Source organism: Streptomyces kronopolitis, assembly GCF_050953795.1.
Classification (GTDB): domain Bacteria; phylum Actinomycetota; class Actinomycetes; order Streptomycetales; family Streptomycetaceae; genus Streptomyces; species Streptomyces kronopolitis_A.
The window spans coordinates 5984205-6000464 of sequence record NZ_CP191850.1; the positions used below are offsets into that span (position 1 = coordinate 5984205).

Consider the following 16260-nt stretch of genomic DNA (forward strand, 5'->3'; position numbering starts at 1 on the left):
CACGGCATAGTAGAGGGCGCTACGGCGTGAGTGCCGGGGGCGGTCGCGGTGGATCCAACAGGCGGGGAGAGAAAGCAACAATGGCATCACGTCGGGACGAGCTGAATGCGTATTCGTTTGCTCGAAAGCGCACGAATGCGGCATTTCTGAAGCCGCTGCCGAACGGTTCGATCGAGAGTGCCCCCAAGCCGCTGAAGGCGGTGGTGCCGAGCATCGTGATGGGCGTCGTGGTGCTGGTGGGATTCGGTGCCTGCGGCATTCTCCGGCCTGTTGCCCCGCAGGGTTGGGACACCGTGGGGTCCAATGTCATTGTCGGCTCCGACTCCACCACGCGTTATGTCGTGCTGCCGAACACGGACTCCAGCGGAAAGAGCCATAAGCTTCTGCACCCCGTCCTGAACCTCGCCTCGGCCCGACTTCTTCTCGACCCCGATAAGTTCCAGGTCGTTCAGGTCAAGGATTCCGAACTCGACGGAAAGCTTCCGCACGGCCCGGCCGTCGGAATTCCCTATGCGCCCGACCGCCTTCCCGGCAAGGACGAGGTGGACAAGCCCAAGGCCTGGGCGGTGTGCGACCGTCCGGGAAGTGGCGAGAACAGCAAGCCCCAGCAGACGGTGTTCGTCCTCGGCGGCAAGGACAAGGACCTCGTCGAGGGCAAGGGCAAGCTCGACAACGACCAGGCGCTCTACATCGAGGATCCCAAGGGGAAGCGCTGGCTGGTCGACGAGAAGGGCATGGCCTTCGAGTTCGACGCCACGCTCGGCGGAAAGGTGGCGCCGGAGCAGGGCCCGGCGAAGGCCAACAGCGACCTCCAGCGCATCATCTTCGGGGACTCCGCCGAACCGCAGAAGGTCTCCCAGCAGTTCATGGACACGCTGATCAAGAGCCCGGTCCCGATCGCCATGCCGCGCATCTCCGGCGCGGGGCACAAGTCCGCCGCCCTGGGCGTCCCGGACGGCACCCGCACCATCGGCACGGTGCTGCAGGCGCGCGACAGCCGGCAGAAGTACGTGGTCCAGGCCGACGGCGTCTACAAGGTGTCCGACTTCGTGGCCAACCTCCTCCTGGAGGGCCAGAACGCCAAGGACGTGCACCCGGACGGCACGGCGCTCAAGCCCGTGGAGGTCTCCACCACGAGCATGACCCTCAAGCAGGACGACGAGGGCCGCGCGGAGACCTACCTGGGCAAGATCCAGGGCACCGACATCGACATGCCCTGGCCCACCGAGGCCGTCTCCGCAGCGAACAACTTCAAGGAGGGTTCGCAGACCGGCGGCCTGATCAACCCCACGGACAACGGGGTCTCCTGCAGCGTCTACAAGGGCACCAGCACCAAGCTCCCCGGTGAGGCGAACAAGCGGCTGGGATTCCCGAACGGCGTGCCCGACATGCAGACCTGGGTCGGCAAGGACTACCCCGCCAAAATCGCTCCCGGCGCGAGTTCGTATGTCACCCCCGGCAGCGGACTGCTGTACCGCCAGGCCGCCACGCCCTCCGCGAAGTTCGGCAGTCTCTTCCTGGTCACCGACACCGGTCTGCGCTACTCCGTTCCGGAGAACAACGACGGTCAGAAAGCCGGCAAGGCCACCCAGGAGGGCGGCCAGTCGCAACTCCGTCTCGGTTACAAGGACGCGCACCCCCCGCTCATCCTGAAGACGTGGTCCGAACTCCTTTCGGCGGGCCCGTTGCTGGACGTGCAAAGCGCCCGCAAGCCGCAGGCTTCGTGACGCGAGGGGGCCGGGCCGATACCCTTCAGGGACCGTCGGCCCGGCTTCCCGCAGAATCGCGACTTCTTCCCCGCGATCTTTCTTGACCGCCGGAATTTCCCTTCCTGACCGATAGCACCGCATCTGCCCCGATTCCCTGAACACGGTTTCCTCACGGGCGAGTTGAGCATGTTGTGATCCCGCAACAAGGGGCCTCCCCCAGTTGGGAACAGACGTGTGGAGTGGTTAAAGTGAGCGAAGGCGTCAGCAGGAGATGCCCACCACGCAAGCCGGCTTCGTCGGTGCGGCGCGGTACGACGTACAAGTCTCATGGGGGACGTTGACTATGGCTGGTCAGCAGTACACAACCACCGAGGAGGAGATGGTCGCGTTCAGCGGCAAGATCTCCTCGGTCAACCAGTCGATCCAGGGCGAGATCTCGCGCCTGAACACGGTCGTCGACACCATCACGTCCGGGTGGAAGGGTGCTGCGGCCTCCTCGTACAACCAGCTGCAGACGCAGGTGAACGAGGACGCCAACCGTCTCAACCAGCTTCTGGGTGAGATCAAGGAAGCGATCGACGAGACCACGAAGAACTACTCCGCCTCCGAAGAGGAGCAGGCCCAGTCGATTTCGCACGTCTCCGCCTCGGCTTCCCCGTTCGGATGACGGAGCCGCGCCGCTCCGTGCGGCGCAGTGGCTCAGCGGCCGCAGCACGGGCCTGTCGGGTACGCCCGCCGGCCCGCTGCGGCATGAATCGACCAGGCTTCATCAACTCCTGAGGAGACACCATGTCAGGCCAGATCCTCGTTAATTTTGCGACGATCTCCCAGGCCAGTTCCGACGTGCGCGGTACTGCCAACAACATCCGCCAGCAGCTCGACGACCTCGAGGCCGGCGTCAAGAAGATCGCCGCCAGCTGGGAAGGCGCGGCGCAGGAGGGCTACCAGGCCCGCCAGCGCGAGTGGGACCAGCGTGCGGCCTCCCTGCACTCGACGCTCGAGGCCATCGCCAAGGCGCTCGACCAGGCCGCCCAGAACTACCAGGCCACCGAGCACAAGAACTCCGGTATCTGGGCGGGCTGACCTCGCGTCGGCACACGTACGGATAGCGATCGGCTGAGCAGCCCCGACGGCTCGCACAGTGGTCCAAGAGGGCGAGCGCGCTGCTTCAGTGCGCTCGCCCTTCTGCCGTCCACACGGCCGCCCGCATGTCTCCACCTCCCCTCCCCACTCCCTCCTCGCCCCTCCCCTTCCGCCCCTCATGGAGAGCAGACAACCCGTGGGATCTCGCGCCATCGGTCATCGAGCCGGGCACCGTCGCCGCACGACGGGCGCCCTGGTCACGGCGGCCTGCCTCGTCGGCCTGTCCAGCCTCACCGCCGCACCGGCCGTCGCGGACGAGAACGTCCCGCTCAACAGCGGTGAGTGCAAGTTCGGCGCCGACTACATCAAAGAAACCCCGTGGTCGCTCCAGCGCATACTCACCAATCAGATGTGGGCGTACGGAAAGGGAAAGGGAATCCGGGTCGGCGTCATCGACACCGGAATCGATGCGCAGAACCCGCAGATCAAAGGTGCCATCGGCAGCGGCGGCATCTCCCTCGTCAAGGGAAAGCCGACCGATGACAAGGTCGGTCACGGCACCAAAGTGGCAGGCATCATCGCCGCCCGCCCCTTCAAGGGCTCCGGCTTCTACGGAATAGCGCCCGACGCGACCGTCATCCCCTTCCAGCAGACCTCGCAGGAAAAGCCCGGCACCGCCGACAGCCTCGCCACGGCCATCAAAAAGGCCGTCGACGAGCACGTGGACATCATCAACATCTCGCAGGGCACCTCCGCCAACCCGCGCCTGCTGCCCACCCTTGAGAACGCGGTCAAGTACGCCAACGCGCACAAGGTCCTGATCGTCGCCTCGGCCGGCAACGGCGGCGCCGACGGCGGCGAGAAGAACATGTACCCAGCTGCCTACTCGGACGACTACCCCAACGTCCTCGCAGTGGCCGCCTCGGACCGGAACAACGAGCGGGCACCCTTCTCCCAGTCCGGCACGTTCGTCCAGATCGCCGCGCCGGGCGTCGACATGGTCTCCACCGTCCCCGACGGCGGAAACTGCGTCGACCAGGGCACCAGCTTCGCCGCCCCCTACGTCGCGGGCGCCGCGGCCCTGCTCAAGGCGAAGCACCCCACCTGGGCCCCGCAGCAGCTGATCTGGCACCTGGAGGAGACCGCCGAGCGCGTCCGCCCGAACCGGAACGACTTCATCGGCTGGGGCGTCGTCGACCCGGTCGCGGCCCTCAACGACAACACGGTGCCCACCGGAGAACCGAAGCCGGACAAGCCCTCCAACGTGGCTGACGGCTCCAACATCCACCCGGTCGCCGTCGCCCTCGGCGAAAGCCCCGAGGACCGGCGCGCCCGCTATTCCATCTACATCGTCGGCGGCGGACTTCTCGCCGTCGGCACGGTAGTTGGCTCCGCCATCGCACTCCGCGACTGGCGCCGAAAGACTGGTTTGCGAACACACGGGGAGGCTTAATCATGGGTGGTAAAGGCGAGTACGGCGTTGACCTGGACGCTTTGGACCAGGTGGTGAAGGAGCTCAACCACGTCCTCCAGATGATGGGCGACTCCACGAGCACGGCCAAGAACAGCACCTATCTGGCAAAGGGCACCCTGGGGCAGGGATTCGCCGAGGAAAGCCAGCTGTATCAGGCTCATGGCGCCATGAAAGGCGACATCGAGCAGCTGATGGAGATGGTGGAAGGCCTGATCGACCGGTTCGGCAAGAAGTCGTCCAAGGTCAGGGGTGCCTACCAGGATGCCGAGGCGGACAACACCGTCAACATGTCGTGACATCGGCGGGTTGATTGCAGTGACAGATGGAGCATGTTCGATGACGGAGTGGGGGACAGCAGATGGCTTCGAATCACGATAAGTTCAAGCCCGCCGAGGTCCATGTACCAAAGAACGCCGGTTCGGCGCAGGCGGGTTCGGGCGCGGCTCAGGATCAGAGCTACGAAGTCGGCCAGAGTCGGCCTCAGTTCACCAAGCTGAGGCTGAACCAGGTCAAGCAGATGGTCGACGGCTCCAATCCGGGCGAAGTCGGCAACGTCGCCGAGGGTTGGAAGCTCGTCCGCATCAAGCTGGTCGGCGGCGGCAGCGACTGGACCTCGCAGGACTGGAATGACGGCATCAAGAAGAAGTTCGATGATGCGGTGACCAAGGTCCTGCAGTCCTGGCACGGCACCTCCGCGGACCAATTCGCAGCCGAGGCGCAGAAAATCAGCAACAACTTCGCCAAGCTTGCCGCCTACCCGCACAACACCGGCTACGTCCTGCACCAGATCAGCGAGCGGCTGGCGTCCGTCAAGAAGGCGGTCGAGGGCGTCCAGGAGCCCAGCGAGTGGGAGCGCATCAAGGACCGTGCCGCCGACGGATTGGGTTCCGGCGCCGGAAAGGGCGCGGCCATCGGGAACAGCATCATGCCGGGCGGCGGTGCCCTGGTCGGCGGTCTCATCGGCGGAATGACGGGCGGCGACGGCCGGGACGACTCGCAGCTGAACGCCGACCTGGCCAACCCGAAGATGAGCATCTACGACGCCGTCAACAAAAACCGGGGAAGTCTGTCGATCGACCGCGAACGCGAGCTCGAGGCCGCCCATTACATGGAGCAGCTGGCGACCACCTACCGGGCGGGTGTGACGGCTATGGGGAAGCCGCCGATCGGTGGTCGGGGCGTGGGCCGCGCCGACGACGAGGTGCCGGACCGCGATGGTAGCGACGTTCCCATCCCCCCGATTGGCGCATACGGTCCGACTCCGTCAGGCCCGAAGGGCGGCACTGCGCCGAACATCCCGGGTATGAGGGACGGCGGCGGTTACACCACGCCACCGGCAATGGAAGCGCCGCGACCGCACGGCATTGACGGCGGTATCGGTAGCGTGCCGAAGACGCCTGCGCCGCATGTAGGCACCGGACTCGACGGCCTCTCAGGAGGGAGTGGCCTGGGAACCGGCGGAGGCGCCGGCGCTGGTGGAATCGGCGGCGGTGGTGTCGGCGGCGCTGTAGGAACCGGTGGTCTGGGCACAGGCGCTGGAAGCGTCGGTGGAGGCTCTGGTCCGGGCATCGGTAGCTCCGGTGCACCTGGGATGGTCGGGGGTGTCGGCGCCGCAGGCGGAGCTCGTACCGGCGGCACAGGTGCTGGAGCGGGCGCCCGGGGTGGTCGCGCCGGCATGCCGGGAATGGGTGGAGCCGCTGGCGCCGCCAAGGGGGCCGGCGCCAAGGGCGCTGGTGCTGGCGGCAAGGGGGGTCCGCTGGCGCGGCAAAAGGGCGGTGTCATCGGTGGCAAGGGAGGCAAGCCCGGTGCCGCGGGCCAGGGAGGCTCCGGCTTGCATCGAAGTCGTGGCGGTACGCAGCAGGGTGCTGCAGGCGGTCGCCGCCCGGCAGGAATGTCCGGTGCTCATGGAGTCCACGGCGCCAAGGGCAAGGACAAGAAGGGCGAGAACGGAGAGCGCCCCGACTACCTGGTCGAAGAAGAGGAGACCTGGACGCCGGAGCGCAACGTGGCGCCGAAGGTCATCGAGTAGGGCCCCTCAGTCCGGATAGGGTGCTCGGCGGAATCGAGGTGGGGCCCGCAGCCCTCGGGCTACGGGCCCCACCGTCGCTACGGAGAGGTGTACGGCATGAGCTTCACGCGGACGCTGCGTGCGGTGGGCGGCGCGGTGGTGGCGGGAGCACTGCTCTTCGGCGCCGCTCCGACCGCTCTTGCGGACCAAATCAGAGATGATCAATGGCCGTTGAAGTCATTTGACGCCGCAAATGTGTGGAAGGAATCTACTGGTAAGGGTGTCACGGTCGCCGTGATCGATGATGCCGTTAATGCGGCTCACTCTGACTTGAAGGGTAATGTACTTCCAGGGAAAGATGTTGTGAAAGGTGGAACTGCAGACCATGAAAGCGTAAACGATCATGGTACTGCGATGGCTTCCATTATTGCTGGCCATGGGCATGGCGCCGGTGGTTCGGAAGGGGTAAAGGGCCTTGCTCCCGATGCCAAGATCCTGCCGGTAGCAGTTCCCCGCGAAGCTGATGTACCAGATTTGAACGCCGGGGACAGTCTGGCTGAAGCCCTAAAATACTCCGTCGACCATGGCGCGTCCGTCATCAACATGTCGATTACCACGCCTGCGCTAACCGATCAGGAGAAGGAGGCGCTTTCTTATGCGGCTAAGAAGAACGTCCTCCTTGTGGTCTCGACAGGTAACGAGGGACAAGGGCATCTTGATGAGTTGCCATCTCACCCTGGCGTAATGGCTGTTGGTGCAGTCGACAAGGCTGGCAAGGTGTGGGACAAGTCCAACTACGGTCCGCAGACGATGGTCACGGCACCTGGGACTCTCATCAGGTCTGCAGGGGCGTCCAAGCCTTATCGATTGGCCAATGGCACATCCGACGCAGCAGCGTACGTCTCCGGTGCCGCAGCTCTTCTCCGTGCCAAGTACCCAGACCTCACTGCCGGCCAGATCGCCAACCGGCTGGTGAAGACGGCTGGACTGCCGCCGGGGCAGGAAGGCATGAAGCTCCCTGACCCGCACTACGGGTATGGCTTCATCCGGCCCTTGAGGGCGCTGACTCAGGACATCCCGGCCGGTTCGAAGAACGGCCCGCTGAAGACTCCCAAGACTGAGCCGGGGGCCGGTGCCGGTGGCGCAACTGCTCTCGGTTCGTCGGGTACTGGTGGCGAGTCCGGTGAACAGAAGAGCAGTGGGCTCGGACTGGGCGCCATTGTGGGCATTGGGGCCGGCGTTCTGGTCGTGGTCGCGCTCATCGTGATCGTCGTGGTGCGGCAGAAGAAGAACGGTCGTAACGGACCGCCGTCCGGCGGCCCTGGTGGCTACGGCGGCCCCGGGTTCCCGCAGCAGCCGGGCCCGTACCAGCAGCCTCCCGCCCCGTACCAGCAGCAGCCAGGCGCCTACCAGCAGCCGACTGCACCTGGTTCTTTCCCGCCGCCTCCTAACCAGCCGCCCGGCCAGTAGATGGTGTCGTGCGTAGTGCCGTCAGGCCTTCGTCGTGGTTGGCCGCTTGACGGTGTCGTCCGATACGTGGTGATGGCGGACGGCGCAGGGACGCGATAGTCGATCATCAGAATGGACTTGGGGCTCGCAGTGTTGTTGCTGCGGGCCCCAAGTTGTCTTGTGGGGGATTTCGAAATGAGTTTCACGCGGAAGCTGTGTGCGGTGGGCGGCGTGGTCGTGGCGGGAGTGCTGCTCTTCGGGGCTGCCCCGGTCGCCTTGGCTGATCAGAGCAGGGATGATCAATGGCCACTCAAGGCCTTTGACGCTGCCAGCATTTGGAAGGAGTCGACGGGTAAGGGCGTCACGGTTGCGGTGATCGATGATCCCGTGAACGGTGCCCATCCGGACTTGCAGGGAAATGTGCTGCCCGGGAAGAGTTTCATCGATGGCGGGCGCGGGGATCGTAAGGGGCCGGGTGACCACGGGACCGGCATGGCATCGCTCATCGCCGGGCACGGGCATGGCACCGGTAGTGCCGACGGTGTAATGGGTCTTGCGCCCGACGCGAAGATCTTGCCCGTTGGGAGGCCGCAGGTCGGAGCCGGATCGGAGAACTCCGGTCCGGGTGATTGGATCAGATACGCAGTCGATCATGATGCCTCGGTCATCAACATGTCGATCGGCCCCGCGTTTCTCACCGATGCTGACAGGAGCGCTCTGGCTTATGCGGCACAGAAGGACGCCCTTGTCGTGGTGGCGTCCGGAAACGACGGTGAGACGAAGCTTGGTGGGTTGGCTGCCAGCCCGGGCGTTGTAGCTGTAGGTACTGTGGACAGAGCCGGAAAGATGTGGGCCAAGTCCAACTCTGGCGATGAACTCATGCTGACGGCTCCTGGCGTGGAGATCACTTCTGCTTCGGCTACTCCTGGGCAGTACCGGCTGGCGGACGGCACATCCGATTCCGCGGCTTACGTTTCAGCTGCCGCAGCCTTGCTGCGTTCCAAGTTCCCTGACCTTTCCGCCGGCCAGATCGCTAATCGCCTTGTGAAGACAGCGGCGCTTCCAAAGGGTGAAGAAGGCATCAGCCTTCCGGACTCGCACTACGGGTTCGGCGTAATTCGTCCCTACAGCGCACTGACCAGGGAAATCCCTGCCGGCTCCAAGAACGGTCCACTCAAGGCACCCAAGATGAATGCGTCCGGAGGCGGGGCTGCGGCGAGCGCAGGTGGCGGCGGCCAGCAGGCAAGTGGTGAGAAGGGCGCAGGTCTGGGTTCAGGCGCCATCGTGGGTATCGCGGTTGGTGTCCTAGTTGTCGTCGCGGTCATCGCCGTCGTCGTTGTGCTGCAGAAGAAGAACGGCCGCGGTGGGCCGCCCAACGGCGGTCCCGGTAGCTTCGGGGGTCATGGCTTCGCGCCTCAGCAGCCCGGTCACTACCAGCAGACCGGTCCCTACCCGAATGCCGGTCCGTACCCGCAGCCCGGGCCGTATCACCAACCCACCCCCAATCAGAGTCCGGCGCCCTACCCGCACCCCGGCCCGTATCAGCAGCCGGGGCCGTATCAGCAACAGCAGGGTGTTCCGGGGTCGTTTCCTCAGGTGCCGCCGCCCGGGCAGTGACGCAGTGGCCGTGTGAAGGCGTAATTCTTGGGGGTCCGCAGGGCGGTTCAGCCTGCGGACCCCGAAGTGTGTGGGATGAGGGAGGGGCGGGCGGGGTTCAGCCCATCGCCTAGGGCCCGTCTGCCCATGGTGTGGCCGGGGGTGTTGGCGGGTCAGCCGAAGACTGAGCGGACCTCGTCCGTGACGTCCTGGTGGCGGGTGGCGGCGCCGCCGGTGTGGCGGTCGGTGTGGCGTTGGGCGGCGTCCAGGCCCCGGGTGGTGAGGTCGTCCTTGGCGTGGTCGAGGTAGGTGCCGGGGTCGGCCAGGCTGGTGACGCCGTCCTTGTATTCCTGGGCGCCTTCCTTGAGGCCGTCGACGTATTCGCCGGCCTTGTCCTTGCCGATGTCGGCGGTTTCGCCCCAGTCGATGCCGTCGCGCGCGCCGAAGTGGCTCTCGACGCCCTGCTGGGCGACGTTCTGGGCCATCTCCGTGGCGGCCTCTTTGGCCTTGTTCTTGCCCTCTTCGACGATCTTGTCCTTGGCGATTTCCTTCGCCTGGTCGACGACCTTGTCCTTGACGGTCTCCTTGACCGTCTTCTTGACGTAATCCGTCGCGATCTTGCGGGCTTCCTTGGATACGGCCTTCTTCGCCATCTTCTTGATGGCGTCCATGGTGGCGTGCTCCATGGCCTTGGTGGCCGCTTCCATGACCTCGCGTTTGATCTTGTCGAGGATCTGGCGGACCACCACGCGGGTCGCCTGGGTTCCCCCTGCGGCGCCGATCTCGGAGAGGCCGAGGGTGAAGGGCGCGGCGGCCTGGGCCGCGATGATTTCCGCGGCCAGGATCACGAGCTGGACAATGACGGCGATCTTTCCCGCCAGCACGGCGATGGCCGCCGCGTCGAAGGCGACGGCGATGACTTCCGCCGCGGCGGCCGCGTCGCGGAGGTAGTTGTCCCCGCTGTCGCCGCCGCCGGCGAAGGACCCCCATTCCTGGGAGAAGCCTTCGACGGCCTCGCCGGAGTTTGCCGAGACGATTTCGCCCGCTGCCGAAGAGCCCTGGGAAGACGCCCGGTTGACCGCCTCGGCGAAGTTGCGCCAGACCTGGGCGCATTCGTGGAGCTTGTCCTCGTCGGCGTCCGGCCAGTTGTAGCCGAGCAGGTCAAGGACCCAAGCCACCTCGCTTGGCAGCGTCAAAGACACAGTGATTGTCCCCCGTGCGGTGGTAGCCCATTGCCGAGCGCAATGGAGAGAAAGAGAAGGAGAAGGGAGAAGGAGAAGGGAGAAGGAGAAGATGAAAGTGAAGGGAAGGGAAAGGAAAGGAAGGCGAGGAAAAGGGAGGCGAGGAAAAGGGAGGCGAGGAAAAGGGAGGGGTGAGGGGGCCGCTGCCGGGTGGCCAGTGGGTGCGGCGGGTGGAACTCAGAGAGCCGGGTGGCCTACGGCGCTGATGGTGTGGATGCCCTGTTGGTCGGATTCGGTGTACGAACCGGCCATCTGCTGCAACTTGTCGCCGATGCCTTCGAGACGCTCACCCAAGGAGTCCATCGACTCGAACATGCCGTCGCGGAGGGGCGTGTAGATCGTTTCGAAGATGTCGCCGAAGTCGCAGTTCTCCCATGGGCTGCCGAGGCCTTCCAGGTCGTCCTGGAGCTTCTTCGACGCTTTGGAGAAATCGCCGCCGAGGTGGACGAAGGTGGTGCCCTGCGTGTGCAGTACATCCGGATCTACGTCGAATGCCTTGCCGCCTGTCACGCTTGCCCCCGTGATGATGCCGTGTATGTCGCGCAGAAATCCGTCGCGTCTTTAGTGATCCACCCTAAGCGCTGTCCCGTAACTGCTGGTCACGAGTGAGATGATCTCGCTGTGTCTGGTGTGATCACGGCGTCGGAGCCGTCCTGGATAGCCCCGTTCACCGGGCTGAGCCCGCGTGCCTTCGGGAAGCTGGTGACTGTTCTGCGGCGCGAGGGTGCGGACGCGGTCCGTAAGGGCCGGCCGTGGAGCCTTCCGCTGGAGGACCGGACCCTGCTGGTCGCGGCGTACTGGCGCACGAACCTGACGATGAGGCAGCTCGCCCCGCTGTTCGGGGTATCCAAGTCGGCTGCGGACCGGATCATCGACCACCTCGGGCCGATGCTCGCGCTCCAGCCCCGAAAGCGGTTCGCCAAGGACACCGTGCTGATCGTCGACGGCACCCTGGTACCCACCCGGGATCACACCATCGCCGCGCAGTCGAAGAACTACCGGTACTCCACCAACCACCAGGTCGTCATCGACGCCGACACCCGCCTGGTCGTCGTGGTCGGCCGGCCGCTCGCCGGGAACCGCAACGACTGCAAGGCGTGGGAGGAATCCGGCGCCAAGGCCACAGTCGGCAAGACCCTCACGATCGCCGACGGCGGCTACCCCGGCACCGGCCTCGTCATCCCGCACCGCCACGAGCGCGGCCAGACCGAACTCCTCGCCTGGAAAGAGGAACACAACAAGTCCCACAAGCAGGTCCGAGCCCGCGTCGAGCACGTCTTCGCCCGTATGAAGACCTGGAAGATCCTCCGCGACTGCCGCCTCAAAGGCGACGGCGTTCATCACGCCATGCGCGGCATCGCCCGGATGCACAACCTCACTCTCGCCGGATAGGCGAGCGGGCCACACCTGCGGCCGACCATGCCCGAGGCGACTCAAAGATCATTTACGGGACAACCCTTAGGTGATCTCGAACCAGACATGTCAAGGCGAGGAGTGTGGAGGGAGCGTGGGCATTGTGATGCCCAACGGGCGGGAGGAGGAGGCGGATTGAGGCGTGGCGTGGGCGCGTGGGTGGGCGCCTGTGGGTGGGTGGCGCCGGGCGGGGGAGTGGCGGGTGGTGGCGGTCGCCGGTCCCGTAGCATTCCCCCTCATGGACATGCCCGGCAATGAAGAGCCCCTGATCGACAGTCGTGTGGGGCTGACGCCACGTCAGGCACGGCGGATACGCATCGTCCTGGCCTCGGTGCTGATGGCCGCGATGGCGGTGGTGCTCGTGGTGCGCCTGGCGTCGCGTACGTCGGTGCTGGTGGTCGGGGTGTACGGGGCGGCGCTGGTGCTCTGCGGCGTGGTGATCGAACTCAGCCGGCACGGACGTACCCGGCTCGGCACCTGGATGCTGGGCCTCGGCCTGGCGGCCGCACTGGCGGCGGACTGGCTGCTGTTGCCCTGAGGGCGTCCAGGCGGCCTGTGTCGACATGACGGCCTGGTGGCTTCATGTGCCCCATGCCGGACTGCTGCCCAACTGCCTTGAGAGAGGGCCGGTCTCCGGGTGAGGGACGGCCCGTTTCCGAGCCGTCCCTCACCCCTCACCCCTCACTCCACCCCTCAGAACAACCCGTGCCACATCTGCTCGATGATCAGCGACCACCAGTTGCCCTCGTCGTCCAGGGCCCAGGAGTCGAGGGCGGCGATCTGCTCCTGGAAGGCGGCGACCGCGGTGCCCGCCGCTCGTGGGTCCATGCCCTGCATCTGCCGGCGCGTGGTCGCCAGCAGGGCGAGGGAGCGGAGGTAGGCGGCCAGGGTGCGGTTGACGAAGCGGCCGCCGCCGGAGGACGGCTGGACGGCCCAGACGGTGCCGATCAGGCTCTGGTTGTTCTCCGGGGCGACGCACTGGACGGCGAGCGTGTAGAGCCCGTCCGTGCCGAGCCGGACGTAGCCCGCAAGGGTCGTCAGGGTCTGCTCCGGAGCCTGGGTGCCCGTGGTGCGCAGCTGGGTCGCCACATCGGTGAACAGCCCGCCGGCGGGCGGGGACTGCGGACGGTCGGCGCTGAAGAAGAGCGGCACCGTCAGGGGCAGCCCGGCCAGGGTGAGCGTGTTCCGGGTGGACTCGGGCAGCGGGGTCGCGCCGAGGGCGTCGGGGTGCGGACGCTCGATCCCCTCGGGGCCGAAGACCTCCACGAGGTGCTTGCCCAGGGCCACGTCCTGCATCGCCGGGGCGGCCTCGACGTCCTGCGGGACCGGCAGCCGGTGCGGGCGCGGCGGCGCCTGCCGGCCCGCCGTCCGGTGCATCGCCTCGACGTGCCGCAGCAGCCCGGCGACGCCCTCCGCACGCTCCTGGGGGCGCATGCCGTAGCCCTCGGTGCAGGAGAAGGCGGCGTTCGGGAAGGCGCGCAGCACGAAGTCGGCCGGGTAGCCGCCGGGGAGCAGGGCCGGGCGCAGATCCGTGCGGACCGCGCGGACGTCCGCGGGGTTGACGCCCAGCCGCCGCAGCTCGTCATGGAGCTGGTACTCGACGGGCGGCGCGCCGGGCGCCGCGACGCGGACGAGGGTGGTCTCCTCGCCGGTCGACGGGTCGGTGTAGGTCGCCACGGCGGTGTTGCCCGGGCCGGTGACCGGCGGCTCGGCGGGGGCCTCAGCCGGAGCGCCCTGCGCATCCGTACCCGAGCCGTGCTTGTGCTGGTACATCCGGACGACCTCGTCGACCGGCACCGACGGCCACACCGTCAGCTCGCCGGACGCCCGGTCGACGACACCGCACGCGGCGCCGATCTCGGCGGGCGGGCGCCGCTGCCCGGTCTGCGGATCGACCTCCGGGGGCGGCGGCACGGCCCACACCACCCAGCCGAGGTCGAATTCCTGCATGGCCACCTCGCGCGGCGGCCCCTGGTGCCCCTCGGGGTTGAGCCAGCGGGCGGCGGTGGCCTGCGCCTGCGCCTGGGTGATCATCAGTGGTCTCCTTCGAGGCCGTCGGAAGAAGCGGAGTCGGGGGAGCCGGTGCGCTGGGCCGGCACGGTGGGAGCGGCCACGGGCGGCGCGGCGAGGATCCGGCGGGCGGTGACACCGCGCCCGGTGGCGACGACGAGCACGCCGTCGGGGGAGAGGTCGGCGCCGGTGATCGGGGTGTCCGAGAGCAGCGTGGCCACCACCTCCCGGCTCGCGCGCGCCCAGATCCGCAGGTAGTCGGCGCCGCGGCTGAACCCGAAGGGCGCCGCGGCCCGCGCCGCCTCGGAGGGGCGCCGCAGCCGTGCCGGGTCGGCGTCGACGTACCCTGGGCGCAGCAGCTCGTGGACGAGGAGCGCGCCCGCGGCACCGTCCTCGTCGGCCGCGCCGTCCGGGTCGGGCACCGGGTGGGAACCAGGGGTCCCCCGGGGGACGAGGAGGGCGGCGACGGGGTGGGAGGCGGCGGTGTTCGTCCCGTCCGGTGCCGGTCCCGCCGTCGTCTCCGCGGCCTCGGCGTCCTCCGGCGGGAGGGTCCCTGCCGTCACCTCGCGGACGCCGGTCAGCGGCACGCTCCACAGCGTGCGCCAGGGCAGGGCGAAGTCGAGCCCGTGCAGCGCCTGGGCGTAGGGGTCCAGCCCGTCCTCGACGAACGCGGACTCCAGGAAAGCGGCCCGTACGGCGGCCGGTGCCCGGGAGCGGGTGAGCAGCGGCGCGGTGCGCAGATACGTCCGGGCCGGGGCGCCCAGCCGCTCCAGGGGTACGGCCTCGATGGCGGCCCGCATCGCCACCGGATCGGCGTGGGCGAACAGGGCCGGGTCGGTGAGGAGTTGGGGGAGGAGCCCGGCGTCGAGGGTGTGTGCCGCGAGATGGTCGCGGATGTAGGGGTCGGCCCGGGACCAGTCCTGCTGCGGCACCGCTTCCAGCAGCGCCATGGCGATCCTGGTCTGGGCGTCGCGGGCGTCCGGCAGACCCGCGCGGATCTCCTCGGCGATGCCCGGGTGCGTCAGGCGCAGCAGCGTACGGGCGCCGTCGACGGCGCCCCCGGCCTCCTCCGCGCCCTTCGCCCCGTCCGGCTCCCCGCCACTCGCCCCGTCCCCCTCCGCCGTCGCGACCGGTTCGAGGAACGGCGCGGCCAGCAGCATGCCGTCGGCGAGGTCGCGGCTCATGTCCCGGCCGGCGACGGCGTCGGCCAGCGGGCCCCACAGCTGGACGGGCAGCCCCTCGCCCTCGGCGAACGCGAGCGGTGCCAGCATCAGCCGCAGGGTTTGCGGGTCGGCGCCCAGCCGGCGGGCGTGCAGATCCAGCGCCTCGCCCACGCTGCCGGGCAGCATCGACGGGTCCGCCGGGTCGAAGCCTTCGGGCCGCATGAACAGCGACTGCACGGCGAGCTGGAGGGTCAGCCGGCTGCCACCCGCGCGCTGCGCCATCGCCTCGGCGAGCGCCCGGCGGGCCGCCGGATCGGTGACGAAGGGGAGTTCCGGCACCCCCGCACCCAGCGAGAGCGCGGTCTCGGCGTGCCGCACCAGGCCGTCGGGGTCGGCCCACTCGGGGTCGTCGAGATCGATGATCCGCGCCTGGCCGGACGGCAGCGCCCCCGCCAGCTCCGCGGCCAGCGCGCGCGGCACATCGGCCAGCAGCTGCACCCCGTCGGTCGCGGCGAGCGGCATGAGGACCTCCCGGACGAGGCGGGCCGGCTCGTCCGCGGCGCGCACCGGGCCGGCCCGGTCGACGTCCGGCACCACAATCGTCACCGGCTCTTCACGGGCGGCGAGTTCGGTGCAGATGTCTTCGCCGCGGGCCGCCTTCAGCTGGAAGTGGTCGGCGAGCAGCCACAGCAGCTGCGCCGCGGTGCGCCCCTGCGGGTCGGGCACGGCGGGCGCCGGCAGGTCCGGCGGCACGGTCGCCGGGTCCATGTGGTCCAGCGGCAGCTGCCGCCGGCCCTCGGGGTCGCACATCATCAGGAAGCCGGTGAGCAGGCGCGAGCGCCCGCTGCCCGGACTTCCGGTGAGGACGATGACCCGCGGGGCCCCCGGCCACCGCATACGCCAGGCCGCCAGCGCACGGAGCACGGCCGTGCGCCCGCCGATGTACGGATGCGGTGCGTATCCGGCCGCCGCGGCGAATCCTTCATCTGAGGCGCTCATGGCTCCCTCGTCCCCCATCGATCCCGCTTCCACCTTTGTGGATTCCTGCACCTGCCGGCTCGATCTTATGTTCCGGGCCGCATGCTCCCGACCGTTCGGGGTGCGCCGTTCCGGA

The 16260-nt window shown here is 67.9% G+C and carries 15 protein-coding genes; 11 read left to right on the forward strand and 4 right to left on the reverse strand.

The window, feature by feature from the left end; genetic code table 11:
- Positions 1-80 precede the first annotated feature (80 nt).
- The 8 genes from ACQP17_RS26560 to ACQP17_RS26595 all read left to right on the forward strand — a co-directional run bounded on the left by ACQP17_RS26560 (position 81) and on the right by ACQP17_RS26595 (position 9340).
- Entirely contained in the window at positions 81-1727 is a 1647-nt protein-coding gene (locus ACQP17_RS26560; RefSeq protein ID WP_433858514.1) for a type VII secretion protein EccB, read from the forward strand.
- Between the two features lie 325 nt (positions 1728-2052).
- Complete coding sequence (locus ACQP17_RS26565) at positions 2053-2376, forward strand: WXG100 family type VII secretion target (RefSeq protein ID WP_189103604.1); 324 nt, start codon at positions 2053-2055, stop codon at positions 2374-2376.
- A 122-nt stretch (positions 2377-2498) separates the two neighbouring features.
- The gene (locus ACQP17_RS26570; RefSeq protein ID WP_006602760.1) at positions 2499-2792 is read left to right on the forward strand and encodes a WXG100 family type VII secretion target; all 294 of its coding nucleotides are present in this window, start codon (positions 2499-2501) and stop codon (positions 2790-2792) included.
- 196 nt (positions 2793-2988) lie between these two features.
- Complete coding sequence (gene mycP, locus ACQP17_RS26575) at positions 2989-4245, forward strand: type VII secretion-associated serine protease mycosin (protein ID WP_433858515.1); 1257 nt, start codon at positions 2989-2991, stop codon at positions 4243-4245.
- A 2-nt stretch (positions 4246-4247) separates the two neighbouring features.
- A complete protein-coding gene (locus ACQP17_RS26580; protein WP_433858516.1) occupies positions 4248-4562 on the forward strand; it encodes a hypothetical protein in 315 nt (104 codons plus the stop codon).
- Positions 4563-4624: 62 nt separating this feature from the next.
- Positions 4625-6295, forward strand: coding sequence for a hypothetical protein (locus ACQP17_RS26585; protein WP_433858517.1), 1671 nt, complete (start codon positions 4625-4627; stop codon positions 6293-6295).
- A 96-nt stretch (positions 6296-6391) separates the two neighbouring features.
- Positions 6392-7744: a S8 family serine peptidase gene (locus ACQP17_RS26590; RefSeq protein ID WP_433858518.1), complete on the forward strand. Its 1353-nt coding sequence runs from the start codon at positions 6392-6394 to the stop codon at positions 7742-7744.
- 174 nt (positions 7745-7918) lie between these two features.
- Positions 7919-9340 carry a S8 family serine peptidase gene (locus ACQP17_RS26595; RefSeq protein ID WP_433858519.1) on the forward strand — a complete coding sequence of 474 codons (1422 nt, stop codon included), beginning with the start codon at positions 7919-7921 and terminating at the stop codon, positions 9338-9340.
- 152 nt (positions 9341-9492) lie between these two features.
- Here the strand turns inward: ACQP17_RS26595 and ACQP17_RS26600 are convergent, their stop codons facing one another.
- Positions 9493-10497 carry a PE-PGRS family protein gene (locus ACQP17_RS26600; RefSeq protein WP_433858520.1) on the reverse strand — a complete coding sequence of 335 codons (1005 nt, stop codon included), beginning with the start codon at positions 10495-10497 and terminating at the stop codon, positions 9493-9495.
- A gap of 66 nt (positions 10498-10563) precedes the next feature.
- On the opposite strand from ACQP17_RS26600, the gene ACQP17_RS26605 reads away from it, so the two are divergent.
- Complete coding sequence (locus tag ACQP17_RS26605) at positions 10564-10695, forward strand: hypothetical protein (protein WP_433858521.1); 132 nt, start codon at positions 10564-10566, stop codon at positions 10693-10695.
- Between the two features lie 42 nt (positions 10696-10737).
- Here the strand turns inward: ACQP17_RS26605 and ACQP17_RS26610 are convergent, their stop codons facing one another.
- The gene (locus ACQP17_RS26610; RefSeq protein WP_433858522.1) at positions 10738-11070 is read right to left on the reverse strand and encodes a WXG100 family type VII secretion target; all 333 of its coding nucleotides are present in this window, start codon (positions 11068-11070) and stop codon (positions 10738-10740) included.
- A gap of 111 nt (positions 11071-11181) precedes the next feature.
- On the opposite strand from ACQP17_RS26610, the gene ACQP17_RS26615 reads away from it, so the two are divergent.
- Complete coding sequence (locus ACQP17_RS26615; RefSeq protein WP_433855415.1) at positions 11182-11952, forward strand: transposase; 771 nt, start codon at positions 11182-11184, stop codon at positions 11950-11952.
- Between the two features lie 259 nt (positions 11953-12211).
- Positions 12212-12511 carry a hypothetical protein gene (locus tag ACQP17_RS26620; protein ID WP_433858523.1) on the forward strand — a complete coding sequence of 100 codons (300 nt, stop codon included), beginning with the start codon at positions 12212-12214 and terminating at the stop codon, positions 12509-12511.
- Between the two features lie 155 nt (positions 12512-12666).
- On the opposite strand, the gene ACQP17_RS26625 is transcribed toward ACQP17_RS26620, so the two are convergent.
- A complete protein-coding gene (locus ACQP17_RS26625; protein ID WP_433858524.1) occupies positions 12667-14007 on the reverse strand; it encodes an SUKH-4 family immunity protein in 1341 nt (446 codons plus the stop codon).
- On the reverse strand, positions 14007-16145 hold the full coding sequence (locus tag ACQP17_RS26630; RefSeq protein ID WP_433858525.1) for an ATP-binding protein: 2139 nt from the start codon (positions 16143-16145) through the stop codon (positions 14007-14009). The genes ACQP17_RS26625 and ACQP17_RS26630 overlap by 1 nt, the downstream gene beginning before the upstream one ends.
- Between the last annotated feature and the right edge of the window lie 115 nt (positions 16146-16260).